Annotated in this window: 18 protein-coding genes; 13 read left to right on the top strand and 5 right to left on the bottom strand. The window is 73.1% G+C overall.

Annotation, left to right across the window (positions count from 1 at the left end; genetic code table 11):
* Nucleotides 1-329 precede the first annotated feature (329 nt).
* Genes cobI through cobC form a run of 9 tightly spaced genes read left to right on the top strand, consistent with a single transcriptional unit; the run spans nucleotide 330 to nucleotide 8,850 of the window.
* A complete protein-coding gene (gene cobI / locus OG607_RS36110; RefSeq protein WP_405732684.1) occupies nucleotides 330-1,058 on the top strand; it encodes a precorrin-2 C(20)-methyltransferase in 729 nt (242 codons plus the stop codon).
* Complete coding sequence (gene cobM / locus OG607_RS36105; protein WP_405732681.1) at nucleotides 1,055-1,855, top strand: precorrin-4 C(11)-methyltransferase; 801 nt, start codon at nucleotides 1,055-1,057, stop codon at nucleotides 1,853-1,855. The genes cobI and cobM overlap by 4 nt, the downstream gene beginning before the upstream one ends.
* Before the next feature lie 48 nt (nucleotides 1,856-1,903).
* On the top strand, nucleotides 1,904-3,061 hold the full coding sequence (locus OG607_RS36100; protein WP_405732678.1) for a cobalt-precorrin-5B (C(1))-methyltransferase: 1,158 nt from the start codon (nucleotides 1,904-1,906) through the stop codon (nucleotides 3,059-3,061).
* On the top strand, nucleotides 3,058-4,458 hold the full coding sequence (gene cbiE, locus OG607_RS36095; protein ID WP_405732675.1) for a precorrin-6y C5,15-methyltransferase (decarboxylating) subunit CbiE: 1,401 nt from the start codon (nucleotides 3,058-3,060) through the stop codon (nucleotides 4,456-4,458). Before OG607_RS36100 ends, cbiE begins: the two co-directional genes overlap by 4 nt.
* Nucleotides 4,455-6,131 carry a precorrin-3B C(17)-methyltransferase gene (gene cobJ, locus OG607_RS36090; protein ID WP_405732672.1) on the top strand — a complete coding sequence of 559 codons (1,677 nt, stop codon included), beginning with the start codon at nucleotides 4,455-4,457 and terminating at the stop codon, nucleotides 6,129-6,131. The genes cbiE and cobJ overlap by 4 nt, the downstream gene beginning before the upstream one ends.
* Nucleotides 6,128-6,328, top strand: a complete 201-nt coding sequence (locus OG607_RS36085; RefSeq protein ID WP_405732669.1) for a DUF362 domain-containing protein — start codon at nucleotides 6,128-6,130, stop codon at nucleotides 6,326-6,328. Before cobJ ends, OG607_RS36085 begins: the two co-directional genes overlap by 4 nt.
* Complete coding sequence (locus OG607_RS36080) at nucleotides 6,325-6,921, top strand: precorrin-8X methylmutase (RefSeq protein ID WP_405732666.1); 597 nt, start codon at nucleotides 6,325-6,327, stop codon at nucleotides 6,919-6,921. The genes OG607_RS36085 and OG607_RS36080 overlap by 4 nt, the downstream gene beginning before the upstream one ends.
* Entirely contained in the window at nucleotides 6,918-7,814 is an 897-nt protein-coding gene (locus tag OG607_RS36075) for a sirohydrochlorin chelatase (RefSeq protein ID WP_405732663.1), read from the top strand. Before OG607_RS36080 ends, OG607_RS36075 begins: the two co-directional genes overlap by 4 nt.
* Entirely contained in the window at nucleotides 7,804-8,850 is a 1,047-nt protein-coding gene (gene cobC, locus OG607_RS36070) for an Rv2231c family pyridoxal phosphate-dependent protein CobC (RefSeq protein WP_405732660.1), read from the top strand. Before OG607_RS36075 ends, cobC begins: the two co-directional genes overlap by 11 nt.
* A gap of 28 nt (nucleotides 8,851-8,878) precedes the next feature.
* On the opposite strand, the gene OG607_RS36065 is transcribed toward cobC, so the two are convergent.
* The 4 genes from OG607_RS36065 to OG607_RS36050 all read right to left on the bottom strand — a co-directional run bounded on the left by OG607_RS36065 (nucleotide 8,879) and on the right by OG607_RS36050 (nucleotide 15,012).
* On the bottom strand, nucleotides 8,879-11,653 hold the full coding sequence (locus OG607_RS36065; RefSeq protein WP_405732658.1) for an ABC transporter substrate-binding protein: 2,775 nt from the start codon (nucleotides 11,651-11,653) through the stop codon (nucleotides 8,879-8,881).
* A 287-nt stretch (nucleotides 11,654-11,940) separates the two neighbouring features.
* Nucleotides 11,941-12,921: an SCO1860 family LAETG-anchored protein gene (locus OG607_RS36060; protein WP_405732655.1), complete on the bottom strand. Its 981-nt coding sequence runs from the start codon at nucleotides 12,919-12,921 to the stop codon at nucleotides 11,941-11,943.
* 264 nt (nucleotides 12,922-13,185) lie between these two features.
* On the bottom strand, nucleotides 13,186-13,812 hold the full coding sequence (locus OG607_RS36055) for a hypothetical protein (protein ID WP_405732652.1): 627 nt from the start codon (nucleotides 13,810-13,812) through the stop codon (nucleotides 13,186-13,188).
* Nucleotides 13,813-13,920: 108 nt separating this feature from the next.
* The gene (locus OG607_RS36050; RefSeq protein WP_405732649.1) at nucleotides 13,921-15,012 is read right to left on the bottom strand and encodes an amidohydrolase family protein; all 1,092 of its coding nucleotides are present in this window, start codon (nucleotides 15,010-15,012) and stop codon (nucleotides 13,921-13,923) included.
* A 243-nt stretch (nucleotides 15,013-15,255) separates the two neighbouring features.
* On the opposite strand from OG607_RS36050, the gene OG607_RS36045 reads away from it, so the two are divergent.
* The 3 genes from OG607_RS36045 to OG607_RS36035 all read left to right on the top strand — a co-directional run bounded on the left by OG607_RS36045 (nucleotide 15,256) and on the right by OG607_RS36035 (nucleotide 17,380).
* Nucleotides 15,256-15,639, top strand: a complete 384-nt coding sequence (locus OG607_RS36045) for a DoxX family protein (RefSeq protein ID WP_405732646.1) — start codon at nucleotides 15,256-15,258, stop codon at nucleotides 15,637-15,639.
* 317 nt (nucleotides 15,640-15,956) lie between these two features.
* A complete protein-coding gene (locus tag OG607_RS36040) occupies nucleotides 15,957-16,544 on the top strand; it encodes a SigE family RNA polymerase sigma factor (protein ID WP_405732643.1) in 588 nt (195 codons plus the stop codon).
* Complete coding sequence (locus OG607_RS36035; protein WP_405732640.1) at nucleotides 16,544-17,380, top strand: hypothetical protein; 837 nt, start codon at nucleotides 16,544-16,546, stop codon at nucleotides 17,378-17,380. The genes OG607_RS36040 and OG607_RS36035 overlap by 1 nt, the downstream gene beginning before the upstream one ends.
* A 73-nt stretch (nucleotides 17,381-17,453) precedes the next feature.
* Here the strand turns inward: OG607_RS36035 and OG607_RS36030 are convergent, their stop codons facing one another.
* A complete protein-coding gene (locus OG607_RS36030; RefSeq protein WP_405732637.1) occupies nucleotides 17,454-18,986 on the bottom strand; it encodes an aldehyde dehydrogenase (NADP(+)) in 1,533 nt (510 codons plus the stop codon).
* 117 nt (nucleotides 18,987-19,103) lie between these two features.
* Here OG607_RS36030 and OG607_RS36025 point away from each other — a divergent pair, with 117 nt between their 5' ends.
* Nucleotides 19,104-19,874, top strand: a complete 771-nt coding sequence (locus OG607_RS36025) for an IclR family transcriptional regulator (protein ID WP_405732634.1) — start codon at nucleotides 19,104-19,106, stop codon at nucleotides 19,872-19,874.

Here is a 19,874-nt window from a genome sequence, read left to right as displayed (position 1 = left end):
CGACGGACGGAGTCCGGCGCAGCCGACCGAAGCAAGCGCAGCGCCCGCGAGGACGGCACGAGGAATGGGGCCCACCGGACGGTGGTGGAGCCCGGGGCGGGGGCGGGCGGAGGCCCGGAACGACGGACGGAGTCCGGCGCAGCCGACCGAAGCAAGCGCAGCGCCCGCGAGGACGGCACGAGGAACAGGTCGGCGGCGTGGGGGCTGACGAGGCCCGCGCGGCGGCTGGAGGGGTTCGTTCAGGAGGGTGTGCACGCCTCGTACCTGCATGTGCACTGGGCGGCGGAACCGTCGCTCGCCCGGAGGTTCGTAGAGAGGTGTGAGGGAGTATGAGCAGCCGTCTGATCGGGGTGGGGGTCGGCCCGGGCGATCCGGAGCTGGTGACGGTGAAGGGCGTGAACGTGCTGCGCATGGCGGATGTCGTGGTGGTGCCGGTCATGGACACCCTCGAGCGCGGCCGGGCCGAGGCGACGGTGCTGCACTACGTGCCCGAGGAGAAGGTCGTACGGGTCGTGTTCGCGCTGAACGAGCGCAGCGACCGCGCGCGGCGGGAGGCGGCGTGGGACGCGGCGGGCGCGAAGGTGGCCGAACTGCTGCATGCGCATGACGTGGTGGCGTTCGCGACGATCGGGGATCCCAACGTCTACTCGACGTTCACCTACCTTGCGCAGACCGTTGCGGAGCTGGTGGACGGAGTGGCCGTGGAGAGCGTGCCGGGGATCACGGCGATGCAGGACCTGGCCGCGCGCAGCGGGGCCGTGCTGGCCGAGGGGACCGAGCCGCTGACGCTGGTGCCGGTGACGGCGGGGGCGGCGGTGCTGAAGGAGGCGCTGGAAGGCCCGGGGACGGTGGTGGCGTACAAGTTCGGGCGGCTGGCCGAGGAGGTCGCGACGGCGTTGCGCGAGACGGGCCGTACGGAGGGCGCGGTGTGGGGGTCGGCGCTGGGGCTGGACGAGGAGGCCATCCGGCCGGCGAGCGAGCTGCTGGACGGGCCGCTGCCGTATTTGTCGACGCTGATCGCGCCCGCGTCGCGGGACTCGCGAGGAGGAAAACTGTGACGGGCAAGGTGACGTTCGTCGGGGCCGGTCCCGGTGCCGCCGACCTGCTGACCTTCCGGGCCGCCAAGGCCATCGCGGACGCGGACATCGTGATCTGGGCGGCGAGCCTGGTGCAGGCCGAGGTGCTGGAGCACGCCCGCGAGGGTGCGGAGATCCTGGACTCGGCGACGATGTCGCTGGAGGACGTGGTCGCGGTCTACGAGCGTGCGCAGCGGGACGGTCTGAAGTGCGCGCGGATCCACTCCGGCGACCCGGCGCTGTGGGGCGGTACGCAGGAGCAGGTCGACCGGTGCGCGGCGATGGGCGTCGATGTCGAGATCGTGCCGGGGGTGTCGTCGTTCTCCGCCGTGGCCGCCATCGCGCAGCGCGAGCTGACGATTCCGGAGGTCGCGCAGTCCGTGATCCTGACCCGGCTGGGCGGCGGGAAGACGCCGATGCCGCCGGGCGAGGAGGTCCGGGAGTTCGCGCGGCACGGGACGACGATGGCGCTGTTCCTGTCGGCCGCCCGGTCGGGCCAGCTGGTGACGGAACTGCTGGAGGGCGGCTATCCGGCCGACACCCCGGTCATCGTGGCGTATCAGGCGACCTGGCCGGAGGAGCTGGTCCTGTCCTGCGACATCGCGACGCTGGAGGCCACGGTCAAGGAGCACAAGCTCTGGAAGCACACCCTCTTCCTGGTCGGCCCCGCCCTGTCGGCGACCGGCACGCGCTCGCACCTGTACCACCCGGGCCACTTCCACGGCTATCGCAGGGCCGATCCGGTGGCGCGCCGCGCGCTCCGGGAGTCGCGCGGCTGAGCCTGCGTAGCGTACGTAACCGACCAGACCTGAAAGGAGGGACGGACCTTGAGCGACACACCGTACGAGGAACCGCCGCTGCGCGAGCCCGATCTGCCGCGCACCGCCAAGGTGCGTCCCAAGGCGCTGCGCACGGGCTGGACGACCGGCACCTGTGCGTCGGCGGCGGCGCGGGCGGCGGCGCTGCACCTGGTGACCGGGACGCCCCAGCCGTGGGTGGAGGTCGGGCTGCCGTCGGGGCGGCGGGTGACGTTCGCGGTGGAGCGGTCGGCGGAGCTGCGGGCGGGGCGTACGGAGGCGGTGGTGGTGAAGGACGCCGGGGACGATCCGGATGTCACGCACGGCGCGCGGCTGACGGCGACGGTGAGCTGGCGGGACGAGCCGGGCATCGGGCTGCACGGCGGCATCGGGGTCGGGGTCGTGACGAAGCCGGGGCTGGGGCTGGAGGTCGGCGGGCCGGCGATCAATCCGACGCCGCGCGCGATGATCACGCAGGCGGTGGGCGAGGTCGTGGACCTGGCGTCACGCGGGGTCGAGGTCACGATCAGCGTGCCGGACGGCGAGCAGCGGGCGAAGAAGACCACCAACGCCAAGCTCGGCATCCTGGGCGGGATCTCCATCCTCGGCACGACCGGGATCGTACGGCCGTTCTCCACCGCCTCCTGGCGCGCGAGCGTCGAGCAGGCGGTGGCGGTGGCCGCCGCCCAGGGCGAGCCGGCGGTGGTGCTGTGCACCGGTGGCCGTACGGAGAAGGGTGCGATGGAGCTGCTGCCGCAGCTGCCGCCGGTGTGCTTCATCGAGGTCGGCGACTTCACGGGGGCCGCGCTGCGGCGGGCGCTGGAGCTGGGGGTCGGGCGGGTCGTGTTCGTCGGCATGGCCGGCAAGCTGACCAAGCTCGCGTCGGGCGTGCTCATGACGCACTACACCCGCTCGAAGGTCGACACGGAGGTCCTGGCCGACATCACGCGTGCGGTGGGCGGGGACAGCGCACTGGCGGACGAGGTCGCGGCCGCCAACACCGCACGGCACGCGTACGAGTTGTGGGATGCGGCGGGGCTGCTGGCCCCGGCCGGGCTTGAGCTGTGCCGCCGGGTCGCCGATGTCATGGAGCGCTTCACCGACCGGCAGGTCGCGGCCGAGGCGGCGATGGTGGACTTCACCGGGCGTGAGGTCATCGCCCGGTGGGGTGAGGGGCTGTTGTCGTGATTACGGTCATCGGTACCGGGACAGGGACTGCCGTTCCCGCGATCCCGGCTGACGCCACGCTTGTCGTCGGCGGTCGGCGGCATGTCGACGCCGCCGTGCTCCCGCCGGGCGTCGGGCGGATCGTCCTCGGGCCGCTCGCCCCGGCCCTCGACGCGATCGGGGAGCACCTCGCGAAGGACGGCCAGGTGGTCGTCCTCGCTTCCGGCGATCCCGGGTTCTTCGGGATCGTACGGGCGCTGGCCGAGCGCTTCGGCGCGGCCGCGCTGGACGTCCGGCCGTCGTCCCCGTCGGTGGCCGTGGCCTTCGCCCGGCTCGGGCTGACCTGGGACGACGCGGTCGTGGTGAGCGCCCACGGGCGCGATCCGCGTACGGCGGTCAACGTCTGCCGGGCGCACCCCAAGACGGCCGTCCTGACCGGGCCGGGCGCCGGGCCCGCCGAGCTGGGCGCGGCTCTGGCGGGCGCCGGCATCGAGCGACGGCTCGTGGTCGCGGCGGCGCTCGGGACGGCGGAGGAGTCGGTCGAGCGGCTGTCCCCGGCGGAGGCGGCGGCGCGGGACTGGTCGGGGGTCGGCGTGAGCGTCGTGCTGTGCCTGGACGAGCGCCGCGCGCTCGCTCCCGGCGCCGTTACGGTCGCCGGTGCTCCGCCCGCTCCGGCGGGGTGGGCGCTGCCGGAGGAGGCCTTCGCCCACCGCGATTCCATGGTCACCAAGTACGAGGTCCGGGCGCTGGCCCTGGCCCGGCTCGGGCCGCGTACGGGTGAGCTGGTGTGGGACATCGGCGCGGGATCGGGGTCGGTGGCGGTGGAATGCGCCCGGTTCGGCGCGGCGGTGGTCGCGGTCGAGCGCGCCGCTGACGGCGTCGAGCGGATCCGGGCCAATGCGGTCGCCCATGGGGTCGATGTCCAGGTGGTCCATGGGTCCGCGCCATCGGTTCTGGACGCGCTGCCGGAGCCCGACGCGGTTTTTGTGGGCGGGGGCGGTGGTGACCTGGCGGCGATCGTCGCGGCGTCCGCCCTTCGGGCGCGGCGCGTTGTCGTGGTGACGCTCGCGGCGATCGACCGGGTGGCGGAGGTCCGGGCGGCGCTCTCCCAGGCGGGGCTGGTGGTGGACGGTGTGCTGTTGCAGTCCTCGCGGCTTGCGCCGCTTCCGGGTGGGGTGAGCCGGTTGGCGGCGGCCAACCCGGTGTTCGTGCTCTGGGGTGAGCGGGGTTCCTCCCCCACCCCGCCCCTTCCCGCTGCATCCGATATGCGGCTGGCGCCGCGTGGCGGGCTCTGCCCGGACCCGCTGGGGGCTCTCCCCCAGAGCTTCGCCTGGGAGGTACCCCCACCCCCAGACCCCCGGTCCTCAAACGCCGGACAGGCTGAAACCACTGAAGACCCTGAAGGAGCAACAACGTGATCGGGCTGATAGCCGCAACCGCGGCGGGACAGCGCGGCTGCGAACGACTCGCCGCCGCCTGGCCGGACCGTGCGCGCGTGTACGACGGCCCGGTTCGTGAGGCCGTCACCGTCGCGTTCGCCGAGTGCGAGCAGCTGGTCTGCTTCCTGGCAACGGGCGCAGCCGTGCGGCTGATCGCCCCGCTGCTCGCCGACAAGGCGACCGACCCGGGGGTGGTGTGCGTCGATGAAGCGCATCGGCACGCCGTGGCGCTGCTGGGCGGGCATGGGGGCGGGGCGAACGCGCTCGCAGCGGCGGTGTCCGAGGTCCTCGGGACGGCGCCGGTCATCACCACGGCGACGGACGCGGTGGACGCGTACGGGCTCGACATGCTCGGCCTCCCCGTGGAGGGGGCGATCGCGGCGGTGAGCCGGGCGATGCTGGACGGGGAGCCGGTGGCGATGCGGGCGGACGCGGTGTGGCCGCTGCCGGCGCTGCCGCCGAACGTGGGGGAGGCGGGGGAGGCCGAGATCCGGGTGACGGACCTCGTCGTGCCGGCCGGGGAACGCACCGCCGTGCTGCGGCCCGCGTCGCTCGTGGTCGGGGTCGGGGGCAGCCGGGGCGTGGCGGCGGAGGAGGTGCTGGGGCTCGTACGGGAGGCGCTGGAGGGGGCCGGGCTGTCGGCCCGGTCCGTGGCGGCGCTGGCGACGGTGGAGGCCAAGGCGGACGAGGCCGGGATCGTGGCGGCGGCGGAGCGGCTGAACGTACCGCTGCTCACGTACGCCGCCGGGACGCTGGCCGGTATCGAGGTGCCGAACCCGTCCGCCGCACCGCTCGCGGCGGTCGGGACGCCGTCCGTGGCGGAGGCGGCGGCGCTGGCGGCGGCGGGGCAGGGCGGCGAACTGGTCGTCCAGAAGCGGAAGTCCGCGATGGCCACGGCCGCGGTGGCACGGCGGCGTCCGCGCGGGCGGCTCTCGGTGGTGGGGCTCGGCCCCGGCGCGCGCGACCTGCTGACGCCCCGGGCCCGCGAGGAGCTGCGCCGGGCGGCGGTCGTGGTCGGCCTGGACCAGTACGTCGACCAGATCCGTGATCTGCTCCGCCCCGGCACCCGGATCCTGGAATCCGGCCTCGGCGCGGAGGAGGAGCGGGCCCGCAGTGCTGTGGCCGAGGCCCGCGCTGGGTACGCCGTCGCCCTCATCGGCAGCGGCGACGCCGGGGTCTACGCGATGGCCTCCCCCGCCCTGGCCGAGGCCAGCGCCGACATCGACGTCGTCGGGGTGCCCGGGGTGACGGCGGCGCTGGCGGCCGCCGCGATCCTGGGGGCGCCGCTCGGGCACGACCATGTGTCGATCAGCCTGTCCGACCTGCACACCCCGTGGGAGGTCATCGAGCGGCGGGTGCGGGCGGCCGCCGAGTCCGATCTCGTCGTCACCTTCTACAACCCCCGCAGCCGCGGCCGCGACTGGCAGCTCCCGAAGGCCCTCGCCATCCTCGGCGAGCGCCGCACCCCGCAGACCCCGGTCGGCGTCGTCCACGCCGCGTCCCGCCCGGACGAGCGCAGCGAGGTCACGACCCTGGCGGCGCTGGATGTGACGACGGTCGACATGGTCACCGTCGTCACGGTCGGCAACACGGCCACCCGCGAGGTCGCGGGACGGATGGTCACCCCGCGCGGCTACCGGTGGCAGACGTGATCCCGGCGGTGGACGTCACCGACCGCTGCGCGGGCTGCGGGGCGTGCCTGCTGACCTGCCCGACGCATGCCATCCGGCCGGACGGCGGAAGCCTGTACGTGCTCGCGGAGCTGTGCACCGGATGCCTGGAGTGCATCGACGTGTGCCCGGTCGACGCCATCGACGAAACGACCAGCAGTCACGGAGGAGCCCGATGACCCGCGCCACGGTCCACCCGATCGAGCAGGAGTCCTTCCGTATTCTGCGGTCGCGGCTCGACACGACCGAACTCCCGCCGCTGACCCGCGCGGTCGTCGAGCGGGTGATCCACTCGAGCGCGGACCTGGACTACGCGGACGACCTGGTCTGCGACGAGCCGTCGCTCGTCACGGCGCACGCGGCGCTGCTCGCGGGCGCGCCGATCGTCGCGGACGTGGAGATGGTGTCCGCCGGCATCACCACCCGCAAGGCGGTGTGCCGCCTGAAGGAGGCACGGTCCGGGCCGGGGCTTACTCGCTCGGCGCATGCCGTCCGCCTCGCGTACGAGGAGGTGGGGCCCGGCGCGGTGTGGGTGATCGGGTGCGCGCCGACCGCCCTGGAGGAGCTGCTCCTGATCGAGGACGCGGCACCGGCGCTCGTGATCGGACTGCCCGTCGGCTTCGTCGGCGCGGCGGAGAGCAAGGCGGCGCTACGGGCCTCCGGCCTGCCCGCCGTCAGCAACGTCTCGGAGAAGGGCGGTTCGGCGGTGGCCGCGGCCGCGCTGAACGCCCTGCTCTACACGGAAAACCCCAACAAGGAGCAAGACCTGTGACCCCGCCCGCACTCCTTCTCGTCGGCCACGGAACACGTGACGAGGCCGGGGCCGAGGCCTTCCGCGACTTCGTACGGCAGCTCGGCGAGCGCAACCCCGGGCTGCCGGTGGGCGGCGGCTTCATCGAGCTGTCGCCGCCCCCGCTGGCGGACGCCGTGGCCGAGCTGGTGGAGGGCGGCGCGAGCCGCTTCGCCGCCGTGCCGCTGGTGCTGGTGTCGGCCGGGCACGCCAAGGGCGACATCCCGGCGGCGCTGGCCCGGGAGGAGCAGCGGCACCCGGGCACGTCGTACGCGTACGGGCGCCCCCTCGGCCCGCATCCGGGGCTGCTGGCGGTGCTGGACCGGCGGCTGGAGGAGCAGGTCACGCTGGCCGAGCGCGCGGACACCACCGTGCTGCTGGTCGGCCGCGGCTCGACCGACCCGGACGCCAACGCCGAGGTCTGCAAGGTCGCGCGGCTGCTGTGGGAGGGCCGGGGCTACGCGGGCGTGGAGACGGCGTTCGTGTCGCTGGCGGCGCCGGACGTGCCGTCGGGTCTCGACCGGTGCGCGCGGCTGGGGGCCAGGCGGGTCGTGGTGCTGCCGTACTTCCTGTTCACCGGGATCCTGCCGGAGCGCGTACGGCAGCAGGCGGAGGGCTGGGCGGCGGCGCACCCGGAGGTCGAGGTGCGGCAGGCGGATGTGATCGGCCCCGAGCCGGAGCTGGCGGAGCTGGTGATGGAGCGGTACCGGGAGACGCTCAAGGGCGATCTGCGGATGAACTGCGACACCTGCATGTACCGCATCAAGCTGCCCGGCTTCGAGGAGCGCGTCGGCCTGCCCCAGCAGCCGCACCACCACCCGGACGACCCGTCGCACAGCCACGGCCACGATGGACATCATCACCATGCCCACTGACGGCTACGACCTCCGCCACCACGGCGACTCGGAAGTGCGCGACGACGGCGACGGTCTCGTCGACCTGGCCGTCAACGTCCGTACGGGCACGCCCCCGCGCTGGCTCAGGGACCGGATCGCCGCCTCGCTGGACGGGCTCGCCGCCTATCCCGACGGGCGGTCCGCGCGGGACGCCGTCGCCGTACGGCACGGCCGTCCCCCGGCGGAGGTGCTGCTGACGGCGGGCGCGGCCGAGGCCTTCGTGCTGGTCGCGCGGGCGTTCTCGCCGCGCCGGCCGGTCGTGGTGCACCCCCAGTTCACCGAGCCCGAGGCCGCGCTCCGCGATGCCGGGCACGCGGTCGAGCGGGTGCTGCTCGACGGCTCCCGGGGCTTCACCCTCGACCCGGCCGCCGTCCCGGACGACGCGGACCTCGTCGTCATCGGCAATCCGACCAACCCCACGTCCGTGCTGCACCCGGCGGACGCCATCGCCGGGCTCGCCCGCCCCGGGCGCACTCTCGTGGTCGACGAGGCCTTCATGGACGCGGTCCCCGGCGAGCGCGAGTCCCTGGCCGGGCGGCGCGATCTGCCAGGGCTGGTGGTGCTGCGCAGTCTCACCAAGACCTGGGGGCTGGCCGGGCTCCGGATCGGCTATGTGCTGGCGGGAGCCGACCACGTGGCCGCGCTGGAGCGGGCGCAGCCGCTGTGGGCGGTGTCCACGCCCGGGCTGGCCGCGATCCGCGCCTGCGTCGCGCCTGCGGCGGTGGCCGAGGCTGAGGCGGCGGCCGTCTCCATCGCGGCCGACCGGGACCACCTCCTCGCCCGGCTCGCCGAGTTCCCCGCCGTCCAGGTCGCGGGGGGCTCCCCCGCGGCCCCCTTTCTGCTTCTACGGCTGCCGGGCGCGGCGGCTGTGCGGGAGCGGTTGCGGGAGCTGGGGTTCGCGGTGCGGCGGGCCGATACGTTTCCGGGGCTGGGGCCGGAGTGGCTGCGGGTCGCGGTGCGGGACCGGGACACGACGGACCGGTTCGTGGACGCGCTCGCCAAGGCGCTGGGCTGAGGCCGTCCTCAATCGCCGGACGGGCTGTTTATGCCACGCCCAGCGCCTGCAGGTCCACGCCGCCGAGTGCCGGGTGCAGGTAGACGTTGGTCAGCCGGTCGGAGCGGTAGTTGAGCCGGCGCTCGTACATGAAGGGCAGCAGGGTGCCCCGGTCCTGGGCGGTGGAGTCGACGGTGCGCCAGAGGTTGTCGGCGGCGTTGCGGTTGGTCTTGGCGTCGGCCTCGTCCATGAGGCCGTTGATGTCGCGGTCGTTGAGGGCGGCGTAGTTGTAGGGGCTGTCTGGCAGCAGCAGGGGCCGCAGGAAGCCGGCGGGGGTGGGCCAGTCGGCGAGCCAGCGGCTGAGGACGATCCCCCAGCCCTTCTCCTTGAGCTTGGCCTGGTCGGTGAGGACGGGCCAGAAGTCGGCGGGCGCGGGGTGCTCGACGGTGGCCTCGATGCCGACGAGGGCGAGCTGCCGGCTCAGCTCCTCGGCGGCGGCCTTGCCCTCGGTGTCGCCCTCCGGGGAGACGATGGTGGTCTTGAAGCCATCGGGGTTTCCGCACTCGCTGAGGAAACGCTCGGCCTGCGTCCGCTGGCTCTGCCCGCTGACGGTGCCGTAGGTGTCGAGGTGCTCGTCGTAGCCGCCGACGGTCGGCGGGAGCATGCCGCCGGCGACGTCGCCGGCCTGCGCACCGCCGGCCGCGTCGCGCAGGGCGGTGCGGTCGGTGGCGTACTGGACGGCCCAGCGGCAGCGGTAGTCGTCCAGGGGGGCGACGGCGGTCTGGAGGGAGAAGTAGCGGACGGCGCCGGTCTGGGCGAGGTCCGCGTCGGCCTTGAGGGCGGTGTCGCCGAGGATCTTGGTGCCGGTGGCGGCCTCGACACCGGCCTGGGCGGGGTCCAGGTCCGCCGATCCGTTGAGGAGCGCCTGGTCGACCTCGGCCTGGGTGCCGACAACGGTGAGGTCGACCTCGTCGGGGAGCGCTGTGCGGATCTGGTCGGTGGCGGGGTCCCAGTCCTCGTTGCGGACGAGCCTCAGGCTCTTGTCCGGTACGTAGGAAGCGATCTCGTACGGGCCACTGGCCACCGGCCGCTTCTGGTAACTCTCCTTGGTGTCCTCGGACTTCGGGACGGGCGAGGCCGCGGGCAGCGCCAGGACGTACGGGAAGTCGGCGAAGGGCGCGTCGAGATGGAAGACCACAGTGCGCTCGTCGGGGGTGTCGACGCTGTCCAGGCCCAGCTTGTCCGAGTCGGTGTCCTTGTACGGGCCGGGGTAGTTCTGGCCCTGGTCGAGCAGATCGCGCAGGTGGGTGGGGCCGGTGTTGTACAGGTCGGTGGCGAAGCCGCGCTCGATGCCGTACTTGATGTCCTGGGCGGTGATCGCGGTGCCGTCCTCGAAGCGCAGGCCCTCCTTGAGGGTGTACGTGTAGGTGCGGCCGCCGTCGGTGACCGTGCCGGTGGTGGTGGCGAGGTCGGGGACGAGCTTGGCGCCGGCCTTGCCGGGCTGGGGGGCGTAGTCGACGAGCTTGCGCAGGAAGAGGCGGCTCAGGTTCCACGTCAGCGGGGAGTAGCTGCGGACGGGGTCGAGGGAGTCCGGGGCGTACTGGGAGATCAGTTTCAGCGTGCCGCCCTTGGTGGTGGAGGGGTTGACGGCGGCGTTCAGGGCGCCGTTGTAGCCGCTGGCGGTCCGGCGCTGGTCGACGAGGTCCAGGGCGGTGGGGGTGCCGGAGCCGCCCTTGTCGCCCTTGCCGTCGAAGGGGTGCAGGAGGAGGGTGCCGATGACGCCGGCCGTGACGACGCCGGCCGTGACGGCGGTGATCACCGGCCAGCGGCGGCGGCGCGCGGGGCGCGGCACCGGCGGGGCGAGGATCCAGGTCTGCTGCGGCGGGTTGTACGCGGGGTGGAGCGGCGGGCGCATCGCGGGCAGGGGCATCGGCGGCGTGGAAGGCGGCGCAGGAAGGTGCTGGGGCTGGGGCTCCGGACGCCGCTGCCAGCGCGTCAGCGCGTCCCGCATCGCGGGGGCGCTCTGCGGGCGCAGCGCCGGGTTCTTGGACAGCGCCGACAGCACGATGGCGTCCAGCGCGGGCGGCACGCGCGGGTTGCGGGCCGAGGGCGGCGGCGGGGTCTGGTGGACGTGGGCGTACATCACCGACAGCGGTGTGAGCCCGGGGAAGGGGACGGTGCCGGTGAGGAGTTCGTTGAGCATGCAGCCGACCGAGTAGAGGTCGCTGCGGGCGTCGACCTCGTGGCCGGCGACCTGTTCGGGCGACATGTAGCCGGGTGTGCCCAGCGAGGTGCCGGTGCCGGTGATGCGGGACAGGGAGTGGACGACGCGGGCGATACCGAAGTCGGCGACCTTGACCGAACCGCCGGTCGCGATCAGCACGTTGGACGGCTTGACGTCGCGGTGGACCAGGCCGCGCGCATGGGCGTGGGCGAGGGCGTCCAGGATGTCGCAGGTGATGCGGATGGCCCGGTCGATCTCCAGCGGGGCCTGCTCGCGGGCGAGTTCGGAGAGGGTGCGGCCCTCGATGTGCTCCATGACGAGATACGGCACGACCTCGTCGCCGTCGGTTCCGTCCGTCTTGGTCTCGTCCTGGTCGTGGACGGTCACGATTCCCGGATGGTTCAGCCCGGCCGCCGCCCGTGCCTCGCGCGCGAACCTGCGGCGGGCCTCGGGGTCGCGGGCCAGCTCGGGCAGCAGCGTCTTGAGCGCCACGGTCCGGGCCAGCCGGGTGTCGTAGGCGAGGTGTACGCGGGCCATGCCGCCCGAGCCGAGCAGCCCCCGGATCTCGTACCGTCCCCCGAACAGCGTGCCCTCGTTCATGAAGCCCCCCCGGCCTGAGGCCTGTCCGCCGGACAGGCCCTCGCGCTTACCCCTCCCTCAGGGTAGGGGTGGAGGGCGGCGCCGGACACTGTCGCCGCCCTCCACGTTTCCCCCTTAGGGTCTGGCCGGTGGATCTCCGTGGCGTCGCGTGCCCTGGCACCAGCGCTCGCGGCGTTGCCGAAACGCCCACAGGAAACCACCCTGTGGGCGCTCCGGCGCCTTGCGATCACAGGCACCAGACCCCGCTCCTTCACCCACGGAGACCCACCGGCCAGACCCTAGGCCCGTCAGTCCTTGACGTCCACCGGCGCCGGCCTGCGCCGGCGGGCGGCGTAGGCCACCAGGCTGCCGGCGGCGAGCAGGCCCGCCGCGCCTGCGGCGAGGTACTGGGTGGCCGCGCTGCCGCCGGTGTCGGCGAGGTTCTGCTCCGTGGCGTCAGTAGTGGCGACGTTCTGGGCCCGGGCCTCGGTTCCGGCGCTGGGGGCGGTTTCGGTACCCGAGGCGGATTCGTTACCGGGGTTACCGGAGGCGGTTTCGGTACCGGATGAGCTTTCGGTGCCGGCTCCCCCGGGCGTCTCGCAGGTCGCCGCCGCCAGCGTGACCCGACCGGTCACCTCGGCCACGTTCAGGTTGAGCGGATCGACCGCCACCGTCAGCACCAGCGCGGTGGCCGCCGCCGTTCGGGAGGTGGTCTCCCGCTTCGACAGGTCCAGCCGCACCTCGCCGATCCCGGGCACCGTGACCTTCGTCGGGCCGCCCGCGCTGAGGGTGACCCGCTTCCCGAGGACTGACACCCTCCCCAGCAGATTCGACTCCGCCACCGGCGGCTTCCCGACCTCGCAGGTCGCCCGTGAGGTGATCGTCTCCGCCTTGATCAGGCCGAGCAGCGGCAGGCCCGGGACATTGACCCGCGCGCCGACCACGTTCACGTAGCCCTCGGCCTTCCGGCCGTCCGCCGTCGCCCGGGCGGTGGCGACCTCGGCCCGCAGCACGCTGAACGGCCGCCCGTGGTCGACCGCGTCGAGCCTCGCGGTCAGTGCGGTACGGCCGGAGTCGGCGGGCGCGTGCACATCGCTGAGGGACACATTCAGCGGCACGTCGGCCGACTTGCTGAGCAGCGACACATCGAGCCCGGCCCGCAGGACGGCGGCCGTGGCTTTCCCGCTGCTCGTGCTCTCCGTCGCGTGCGCGCTCACCGCGGACGACAGGACAAGCGTGCCCGCCGCGAGCGCGGCGGCGGCGGGCATGCTGAAGGCAGTGCTGTACAAGGTGGAAAACCCCCAACTGGCATGGGTCCATGGCGCCGCTGATGGGGACAGCGCGTTCGCCGAGGACCTCGACGCCCGCCATGATTTACGCACTGAGAGTGAAGTGACGGCTACCTGCCGCCAGTTCACTCCAAAGGGTGGTTTTCGCATCCACGGTCGAATCTTTCGGCACGCCCGTTCCCCTGCGTCACCCGGACCACGGTATTGGCCGGTCACTTGCGCGAGAGTGTGAAACGAGCGGCCCGCGCCGCGGGTCACGCACCGTCAACTCGCGTACTCCCTCGCGTATTCGATCAGCTTCGCGAAATCGAGGGCTCCCGGATCCCCGTGCAGGTTTTCCGGGACGTGGCTGTGCCCGCACACACCCTTGAAGGCGTTCCACGCCTTTCCCGACATCCGCTGCCCGTTCCCCGACCCGTACGACTCCGGGTAGGGCTTCCACAGCTTCGGCCCGCTGAGCGGCACGTCGTGTTCCTCGTTCATCCACGCCAGGAACCGCGCGACCTCGCGCAGCGCCCACTCCGGCGCCTGCGGCCAGTAGATGTGCCGCCCGCTCCCCCAGCGCTCGTGCCGGTCCGGGTCGCAGGTGCCCACCAGTTCCACCTGGCAGACGTTGAGGGTGTTGGTCTCCACGCCGCCGCGCAGATTGACCAGCGCGCGGGAGGAGATGTCGATGTCGAAGTGCTGGTACCACTTCAGCTTTTCCGCCTCGAAGTCCGGCAGCGCCGTCAGATTCGGCGCGCTCGCGCCCTCCTCGTACGAGGGCACGTTCCGGCCCTCCGTCGTGTGCAGGACGACGACATTGACCTCCATCGCGTCGCCGCCGTAGTCGTCCTGCCACCAGTAGCGCCGCGACGCTCCCGGGTACTTCTGCGGTCCTCGCCTGGTCATGGCTGCTCTCCCCGTCCTGTGCCGTGGTTCGGATCGGTCACCTCCGATACCAGCACAAAGGCCCTATACGGGTCAGCCGGTTCCGGCCCGATCACCCGAATCGGGGGGCTACCCGACGACCCGCCCCCGGAGCACGATGCGGCTGGGGGCCGCCAGCACCCGTACGTCCGCCCGGGGATCGGAGGGGTAGACGACGAGGTCGGCCGGGGCGCCCTCGGTGAGGCCGGGGCGGCCCAGCCAGGCGCGGGCGGACCAGGTGGCGGCGGCGAGGGCGTCGAGGGCGGGGAGGCCGGCGCGGGTGAGCTCGGCGACCTCGTCGGCGATGAGGCCGTGGGCGAGGGAGCCGCCGGCGTCGGTGCCGGTGAAGACGGGGATGCCGGCGTCGTGGGCGGCGCGCACGGTGTCGTAGCGGCGGGCATGCAGGCGGCGCATGTGGTCCGCCCAGCGGGGGAACTTGGCGTCAGCGGGGGCGGCGAGCTTCGGGAAGGTGGCGATGTTCACGAGGGTGGGGACGATGGCGACGCCATGCTCCACGAAGAGCGGGATGGTGTCCTCCGTCAGGCCCGTGGCGTGCTCCACGCAGTCGATGCCCGCCTCGACCAGGTCGCGGAGCGCATCCTCCGCGAAGCAGTGCGCGGTGACCCGCGCGCCCTCCTCGTGGGCGGCCGCGATCGCCGCCTCCACGGCCCCGCGCGGCCAGCAGGCGCCCAGGTCCCCCGTCTCCCGGTCGATCCAGTCCCCGACCAGCTTCACCCAGCCGTCCCCGCGCCGCGCCTCCTGCCGGACGTACGCGACCAGGTCCTCGGGCTCGATCTCCCAGGCGAAGTTACGGATATAGCGGCGCGTACGGGCGATATGGCGGCCGGCCCGGATGATGCGGGGCAGGTCCTCGCGGTCGTCGACCCACCGCGTGTCGGCCGGCGACCCGGCATCCCGCAGCAGCAGCGTCCCCGCGTCGCGGTCGGTCAGCGCCTGCTTCTCCGACGTCTCCGCGTCCACGGCGCCCTGGTGGCCGAGGCCGACATGGCAGTGCGCGTCCACCAGCCCGGGCAGCGCCCAGCCCTCGACGGTCACCGCGTCGAGGGTGCCCACCGGCCGGTCGTAGCTGACCCTGCCGTCGATCACCCACAGCTCGTCCCGGGTCTCCTCCGGCCCCACCAGAATCCGGCCCCTGATGTGCAGCGTCTCGCGTTCGCCCATACCGGGCACTCTACGAGTCGCCCGCCATCCGTGAGGCCCCGCCCGGCTCTCCGGGCGAGACCTCACTCCGCGTCCCCGTGTTGGCTGCGCGTTCAGCCAAGGACAGCGTGGCATGGGGGTACGACAGACGCGCCTACCTGCGCCGACGTGGCACTGTCACAAATCGCCGGCGTCTCTCGTCTCCATGCCGGAACCCCACCGGAGAGGTGGAGGCGAGATGTCGAGTGGCGGGAGCGTGACCTCATGAACCTCGCACTGTGGATCGGTGCCGGGCTGCTGGCCGTGGTAGCCCTGGCGGGCGGCGTCAGCAAGGCCTTCGTACCCAAGGAGAAACTGGCCGCGGCCCATGGCGGGGGATGGACCGAAGACGTCAGTGTCGGCTTCGTCAAAACCCTCGGCATCCTCGAGCTCCTGGCTGCGCTGGGCCTGATCCTGCCCGCTGTGGTCGACATCGCCCCGGTTCTGGTGCCGGTGACTGCCGTCTGCTGGGTCCTGCTGATGGTCGGCGCGATGGTCACCCATGGCCGACTCGGCGAAGCCAGGTTCGTGGCGCTGAACCTGGTCTACCTCGCGCTGGCGGCATTCATTGCGTGGGGCCGCTTCGGCCCCGGTTCCTTCACCGGCTGACCGCCGGACGGAGTCCGGCGTCAAGAAGAGGTTGCCGCTCGCGGTCGGGCCGTTGGCATGGGGGGCCAGGGCTACGGTTCCGACCGCGGGCGGCGGGGGACGCGAGAGGGGCCATTCTCTTCAGTCCCACATGCAGGTCGCCGCCGGTGGCGGATAGGTTGCCGCGGATTCCAAAGTTTTTTCGGCGACTTCTCAAGGGGCGTCGTGACGCTGTGTTTTGTTCGGTTTTGAGCGCCACACCTCGAACAACTCCGGCCGCGCTGATACGCTCACGCACCATCCGCAGGGCATGGCAGCGAGTCAGGGGAGAGGTCACCGTGGGCACAGCCGTCGACGATGTCGCCGCTGCCGAGTTCCATGAGTTCTTCGAGCGGCATCACAATGAACTGTCCCGTCTGGCCTACCTCCTGACGGGTGATTCGGATGCTGCGGACGACCTCGCGGCGGACGCGCTCGTCGCGATGTGGCACCAGTGGGACCGGGTCCGCTCGGCGGACCATCCGGCGGCGTACGCACGCGGGGTGGTGACGAACCTGGCCCGGTCGCGCATACGCAGCCTGGTGCGGGAGCGCCGCAGGGTCGCACTCTTCTGGGGCCAGCGCAGCGAGCGCGTGGACGATCCGGACGTGCCGGCGGTGCTGGACGTGCGAGAAGCGCTGCGAAGACTTCCGTTCCGCAAGCGTGCGTGCGTCGTGCTGCGGCATGCTTTCGACATGTCCGAGAAGGAGACAGCGGTCACGCTGGGCATCTCGGTCGGTACGGTGAAGAGCCAGACGTCGCGCGGCATCGCGGAGCTGGAGAAGCTGCTCGGCGCGGCCGGCCCCGTACGGGTACTGGGCGGCGATCCACCTCGCGGCGGCGAGACGGCGGCGGCAACTGCCGGACACGCGGGACGGAGGAACTGATGGGCGGCCGGAAGCACCCTGAGGCACTGAGCGACCTGCGCACACAACTGCGGCAGGCGGGACTGGCGCACCAGCCGAACCGGGAGCGGATGCTGGCCCGGGTCGAGCGCGGGATGGCGCTGCCGGAGCCGGGGAGCCGGCGCGGGCACCGCTCGCCGTCTGGCCCGGCGCCGTGGGCGCGGGTCGTGGGGGTGACGGCCGGGCTGGTCGGCGCCTTCGGGATCGGCGGGCTCGCGGTCGGCCTGACGGTGAACGCGGGCGACGAGCCCCCGCAGACTCCGCAGACCGTGGTCAACTCCCCCGACGTGCCGACGCCGACGGTCTCGCAGTCCGCCCGGCCGGTCACGCCGCCGTCCGGCGCGTCCAGCCACAAGGCGACGCCGACCGGAAAGGCCACGGCCGGGGCGTCCGCGTCCACCTCCCCCGGCATCATCAAGCGCGGCAACCACCCGCAGGACGGCTACCTCTGGTCGGACGGTTCGATCGACTCGGGCAGCAACGACTTCTGGGCGCAGAGCAACGTCACCGTCAAGAACAGCGAGCCGCTGACCTCGCTCACCGTCGAACTGCGCGTCATCAAGACCGACGGCGTGGCCAGCACCGGCTCCTGGTCGACGGTTGCCTCCGGCGACTACGACGTGACCGTCACCGAGGTCGACGGCGCCCTCGTCTACCGCTGGACCCTGAAGTCCGGCAAGACCCTGCCCACGGGCACCCATGTCTTCGCGGGCCAGTACAACCACGCCAAGGGCGGCCGGGATGCCGGAGGCGACCTGTACGCGGCCCAGGGCGACGGCTCCGGCGGCGCGGTGGAGGTCCGCGGGGACTTCTACTAGGCGCTCCGCTTTCCGTTAACGCCGGACGGGCTGGTGATCCAGCCCGTCCGGCGTTTTGGCACACGCGCTGCCGTCAGGCCTCCCGGACGCCGTCCACCCGGCGGGGCAGGCCCAGCGGGTTGCCGTCGCGGAGCTCGGGCGGGAGCAGGGCCTCGGGGGTGTCCTGGTAGGCGACGGGGCGGAGCCAGCGCTCGATGGCGGTGCCGCCGACGGAGGTGGAGGTGGAGGTGGTGGCCGGGTAGGGGCCGCCGTGGTGCTGGGCCGGGGCGACGGCCACACCGGTGGGCCAGCCGTTGACCAGGACGCGGCCGGCGAGCGGGGTGAGGCGGGCCAGCAGTTCGGCGCCGGCCGGGTCGGTGCCGGCGGCCTCGGCCTCGCCGACGTGGGCGGTGGCGGTGAGGTTGCCGGGGAGGCGGCCGAGTACGGCGGCGACCTCGCCCTGGTCGGCGTAGCGGGCGACGACGGTGACCGGCCCGAAGCACTCCTCCAGCAGGGCGTCGTGCTCGCCGCCCTCCACCGCGAGGCGGGCTGCGGGGACGGTGACGAAGCCGGGGCGCACCAGGTGCTCGCCGCCGTCGCCGGGCTCGACCGGGGCCTCGACGCCGGGCAGTTCGGCCCGCTCGCGTACGCCGGCGATGAAGTTGTCCCGCATACGGGCGTCCAGGAGGGTGCCCGCGGGCGCGTCGGACACGGTGCCGACGAGGGACTTCAGGAGGCGGTCGCCCGCCTCGCCCTCGGGGGCGAAGACCAGGCCCGGCTTGACGCAGAACTGGCCGACGCCGAGCGTCATGGATCCGGCCAGGCCCGCGCCGATCTGCTCGGCGCGCTCCTCGGCGGCGGCCTCGGTGATGACCACCGGGTTCAGCGAGCCCAGCTCGCCGTGGAAGGGGATCGGGACGGGCCGGGCGGCCGCCGCGTCGAAGAGGGCACGGCCGCCGCGGATGGAGCCGGTGAAGCCGGCCGCCGACACCAGCGGGTGCTTGATCAGCTCGACGCCGGCCTCGAAGCCGTGCACCACCGACAGCACCTCGGCCGGGAGGCCGAGGGAGACGGCGGCCCGGCGGATCGCGTCCGCGCACAGCTCGCTGGTCGCGGGGTGGTCGGGGTGGGCCTTGACGACGACCGGGCAGCCTGCCGCGAGCGCGCTGGCGGTGTCGCCGCCGGGGACGGAGAAGGCGAGCGGGAAGTTGCTGGCCGAGTAGACCGCCACCACGCCCAGCGGGATCTTGTAGCGCCGCAGGTCGGGGCGCGGGGGCGCGAGCGAGCCGTCCGCGTGGTCGATGATCACGTCGAGGAAGGCGCCCTCGTCGACGCTGTCCGCGAAGGCCCGCAGCTGGTAGGTCGTACGGCCGAGCTCGCCGCCGAGCCGTACGGGACCGAGCGCGGTCTCCGCGTCGGCGGCCTCCAGGATGCGCGGCCCGGCCTCCTCCAGGAAGTCGGCGGCGGTGCGCAGCAGCCGGGCGCGCACGGCCCGGTCGGCGAGCGCCGGCACGGCGGCGGCAGCCGCCCGTACGACCTCGTCGATCTCCTGGGCGGTCGCTTCGACTGCTACCTGCTCCCGCTGCTTCCCGGTACGGGGATCCACACTCCACACTGGTACAGCCACCGCGGGTACCTCCGAGCTTTCTCTTCGTCATGTTCGATATGCTGAACAACGTCCGCAATTTTGAATACGCTCGGAGCCTACGTCCGGGCGTCCCGGCCGAACAAGAGGGGTCCCAGGATGGCTGCTGACGAGGTCGGCGGAGCTCAGGTCAAGTCGGCGGTCCGGACCGTCGAGCTGCTGGAGTTCTTCGCCGGACGCCCGGGCATGCACAGCCTCGCCACCGTCCAGGAAGCGGTCGGATATCCCAAGTCCAGCCTCTACATGCTGCTCCGCACCCTCGTCGAGCTCGGCTGGATCGAGACCGACGCCACGGGCACACGCTACGGCATCGGGGTGCGGGCCCTGCTCGTCGGCACGTCCTACATCGACGGCGACGAGGTCGTCGCCGCCGCCCGCCCCACCCTGGACCGGCTCGCCGACGACACCGGCGAGACCATCCACCTGGCCCGGCTCGACGGCACGAACGTGGTCTACCTCGCCACCCGCCAGTCCCAGCACTACCTGCGGCCCTTCACCCGGGTCGGCCGGCGGCTGCCCGCCCACTCCACCTCCCTGGGCAAGGCCCTGCTGGCGACGTACACCGACGAGCAGGTCCGCAAGCTGCTCCCCGAGACCCTGGACCAGCTGACCGAGCACACCCGCACCGACCGCGAGAAGCTGATCCTCGAACTCCGGCAGATCCGCGAGCAGGGCTACGCGGTCGACCGCGAGGAGAACACGCTCGGCCTGCGCTGCTTCGGCGTCGCCATCCCGTACCGCACCCCCGCCCGGGACGCGATCAGCTGCTCGGTGCCGGTGGCCAGGCTGACCCCGGCACACGAGCAGCTGATCAAGGACGCGCTCCTCGACGCGCGGGACCGGCTGACGATGGCCACGCGTCACCTCTGA

Source organism: Streptomyces sp. NBC_01537, from assembly GCF_045040445.1.
GTDB lineage: Bacteria > Actinomycetota > Actinomycetes > Streptomycetales > Streptomycetaceae > Actinacidiphila.
Note: the sequence above shows the minus strand (reverse complement) of the source record. Positions and strands in the feature narration are given on the sequence as shown.

Bases quoted from the DNA above. Each gene is read 5' to 3' on its own strand.
- cobI (WP_405732684.1), top strand. From the start codon at position 330: ATGAGCAGCCGTCTGATCGGGGTGGGGGTCGGCCCGGGCGATCCGGAG.
- OG607_RS36080 (WP_405732666.1), top strand. From the start codon at position 6,325: ATGACCCGCGCCACGGTCCACCCGATCGAGCAGGAGTCCTTCCGTATT.
- cobC (WP_405732660.1), top strand. From the start codon at position 7,804: ATGCCCACTGACGGCTACGACCTCCGCCACCACGGCGACTCGGAAGTG.
- OG607_RS36065 (WP_405732658.1), bottom strand. From the start codon at position 11,653: ATGAACGAGGGCACGCTGTTCGGGGGACGGTACGAGATCCGGGGGCTG.
- OG607_RS36055 (WP_405732652.1), bottom strand. From the start codon at position 13,812: ATGACCAGGCGAGGACCGCAGAAGTACCCGGGAGCGTCGCGGCGCTAC.
- OG607_RS36050 (WP_405732649.1), bottom strand. From the start codon at position 15,012: ATGGGCGAACGCGAGACGCTGCACATCAGGGGCCGGATTCTGGTGGGG.
- OG607_RS36045 (WP_405732646.1), top strand. From the start codon at position 15,256: ATGAACCTCGCACTGTGGATCGGTGCCGGGCTGCTGGCCGTGGTAGCC.
- OG607_RS36035 (WP_405732640.1), top strand. From the start codon at position 16,544: ATGGGCGGCCGGAAGCACCCTGAGGCACTGAGCGACCTGCGCACACAA.
- OG607_RS36025 (WP_405732634.1), top strand. From the start codon at position 19,104: ATGGCTGCTGACGAGGTCGGCGGAGCTCAGGTCAAGTCGGCGGTCCGG.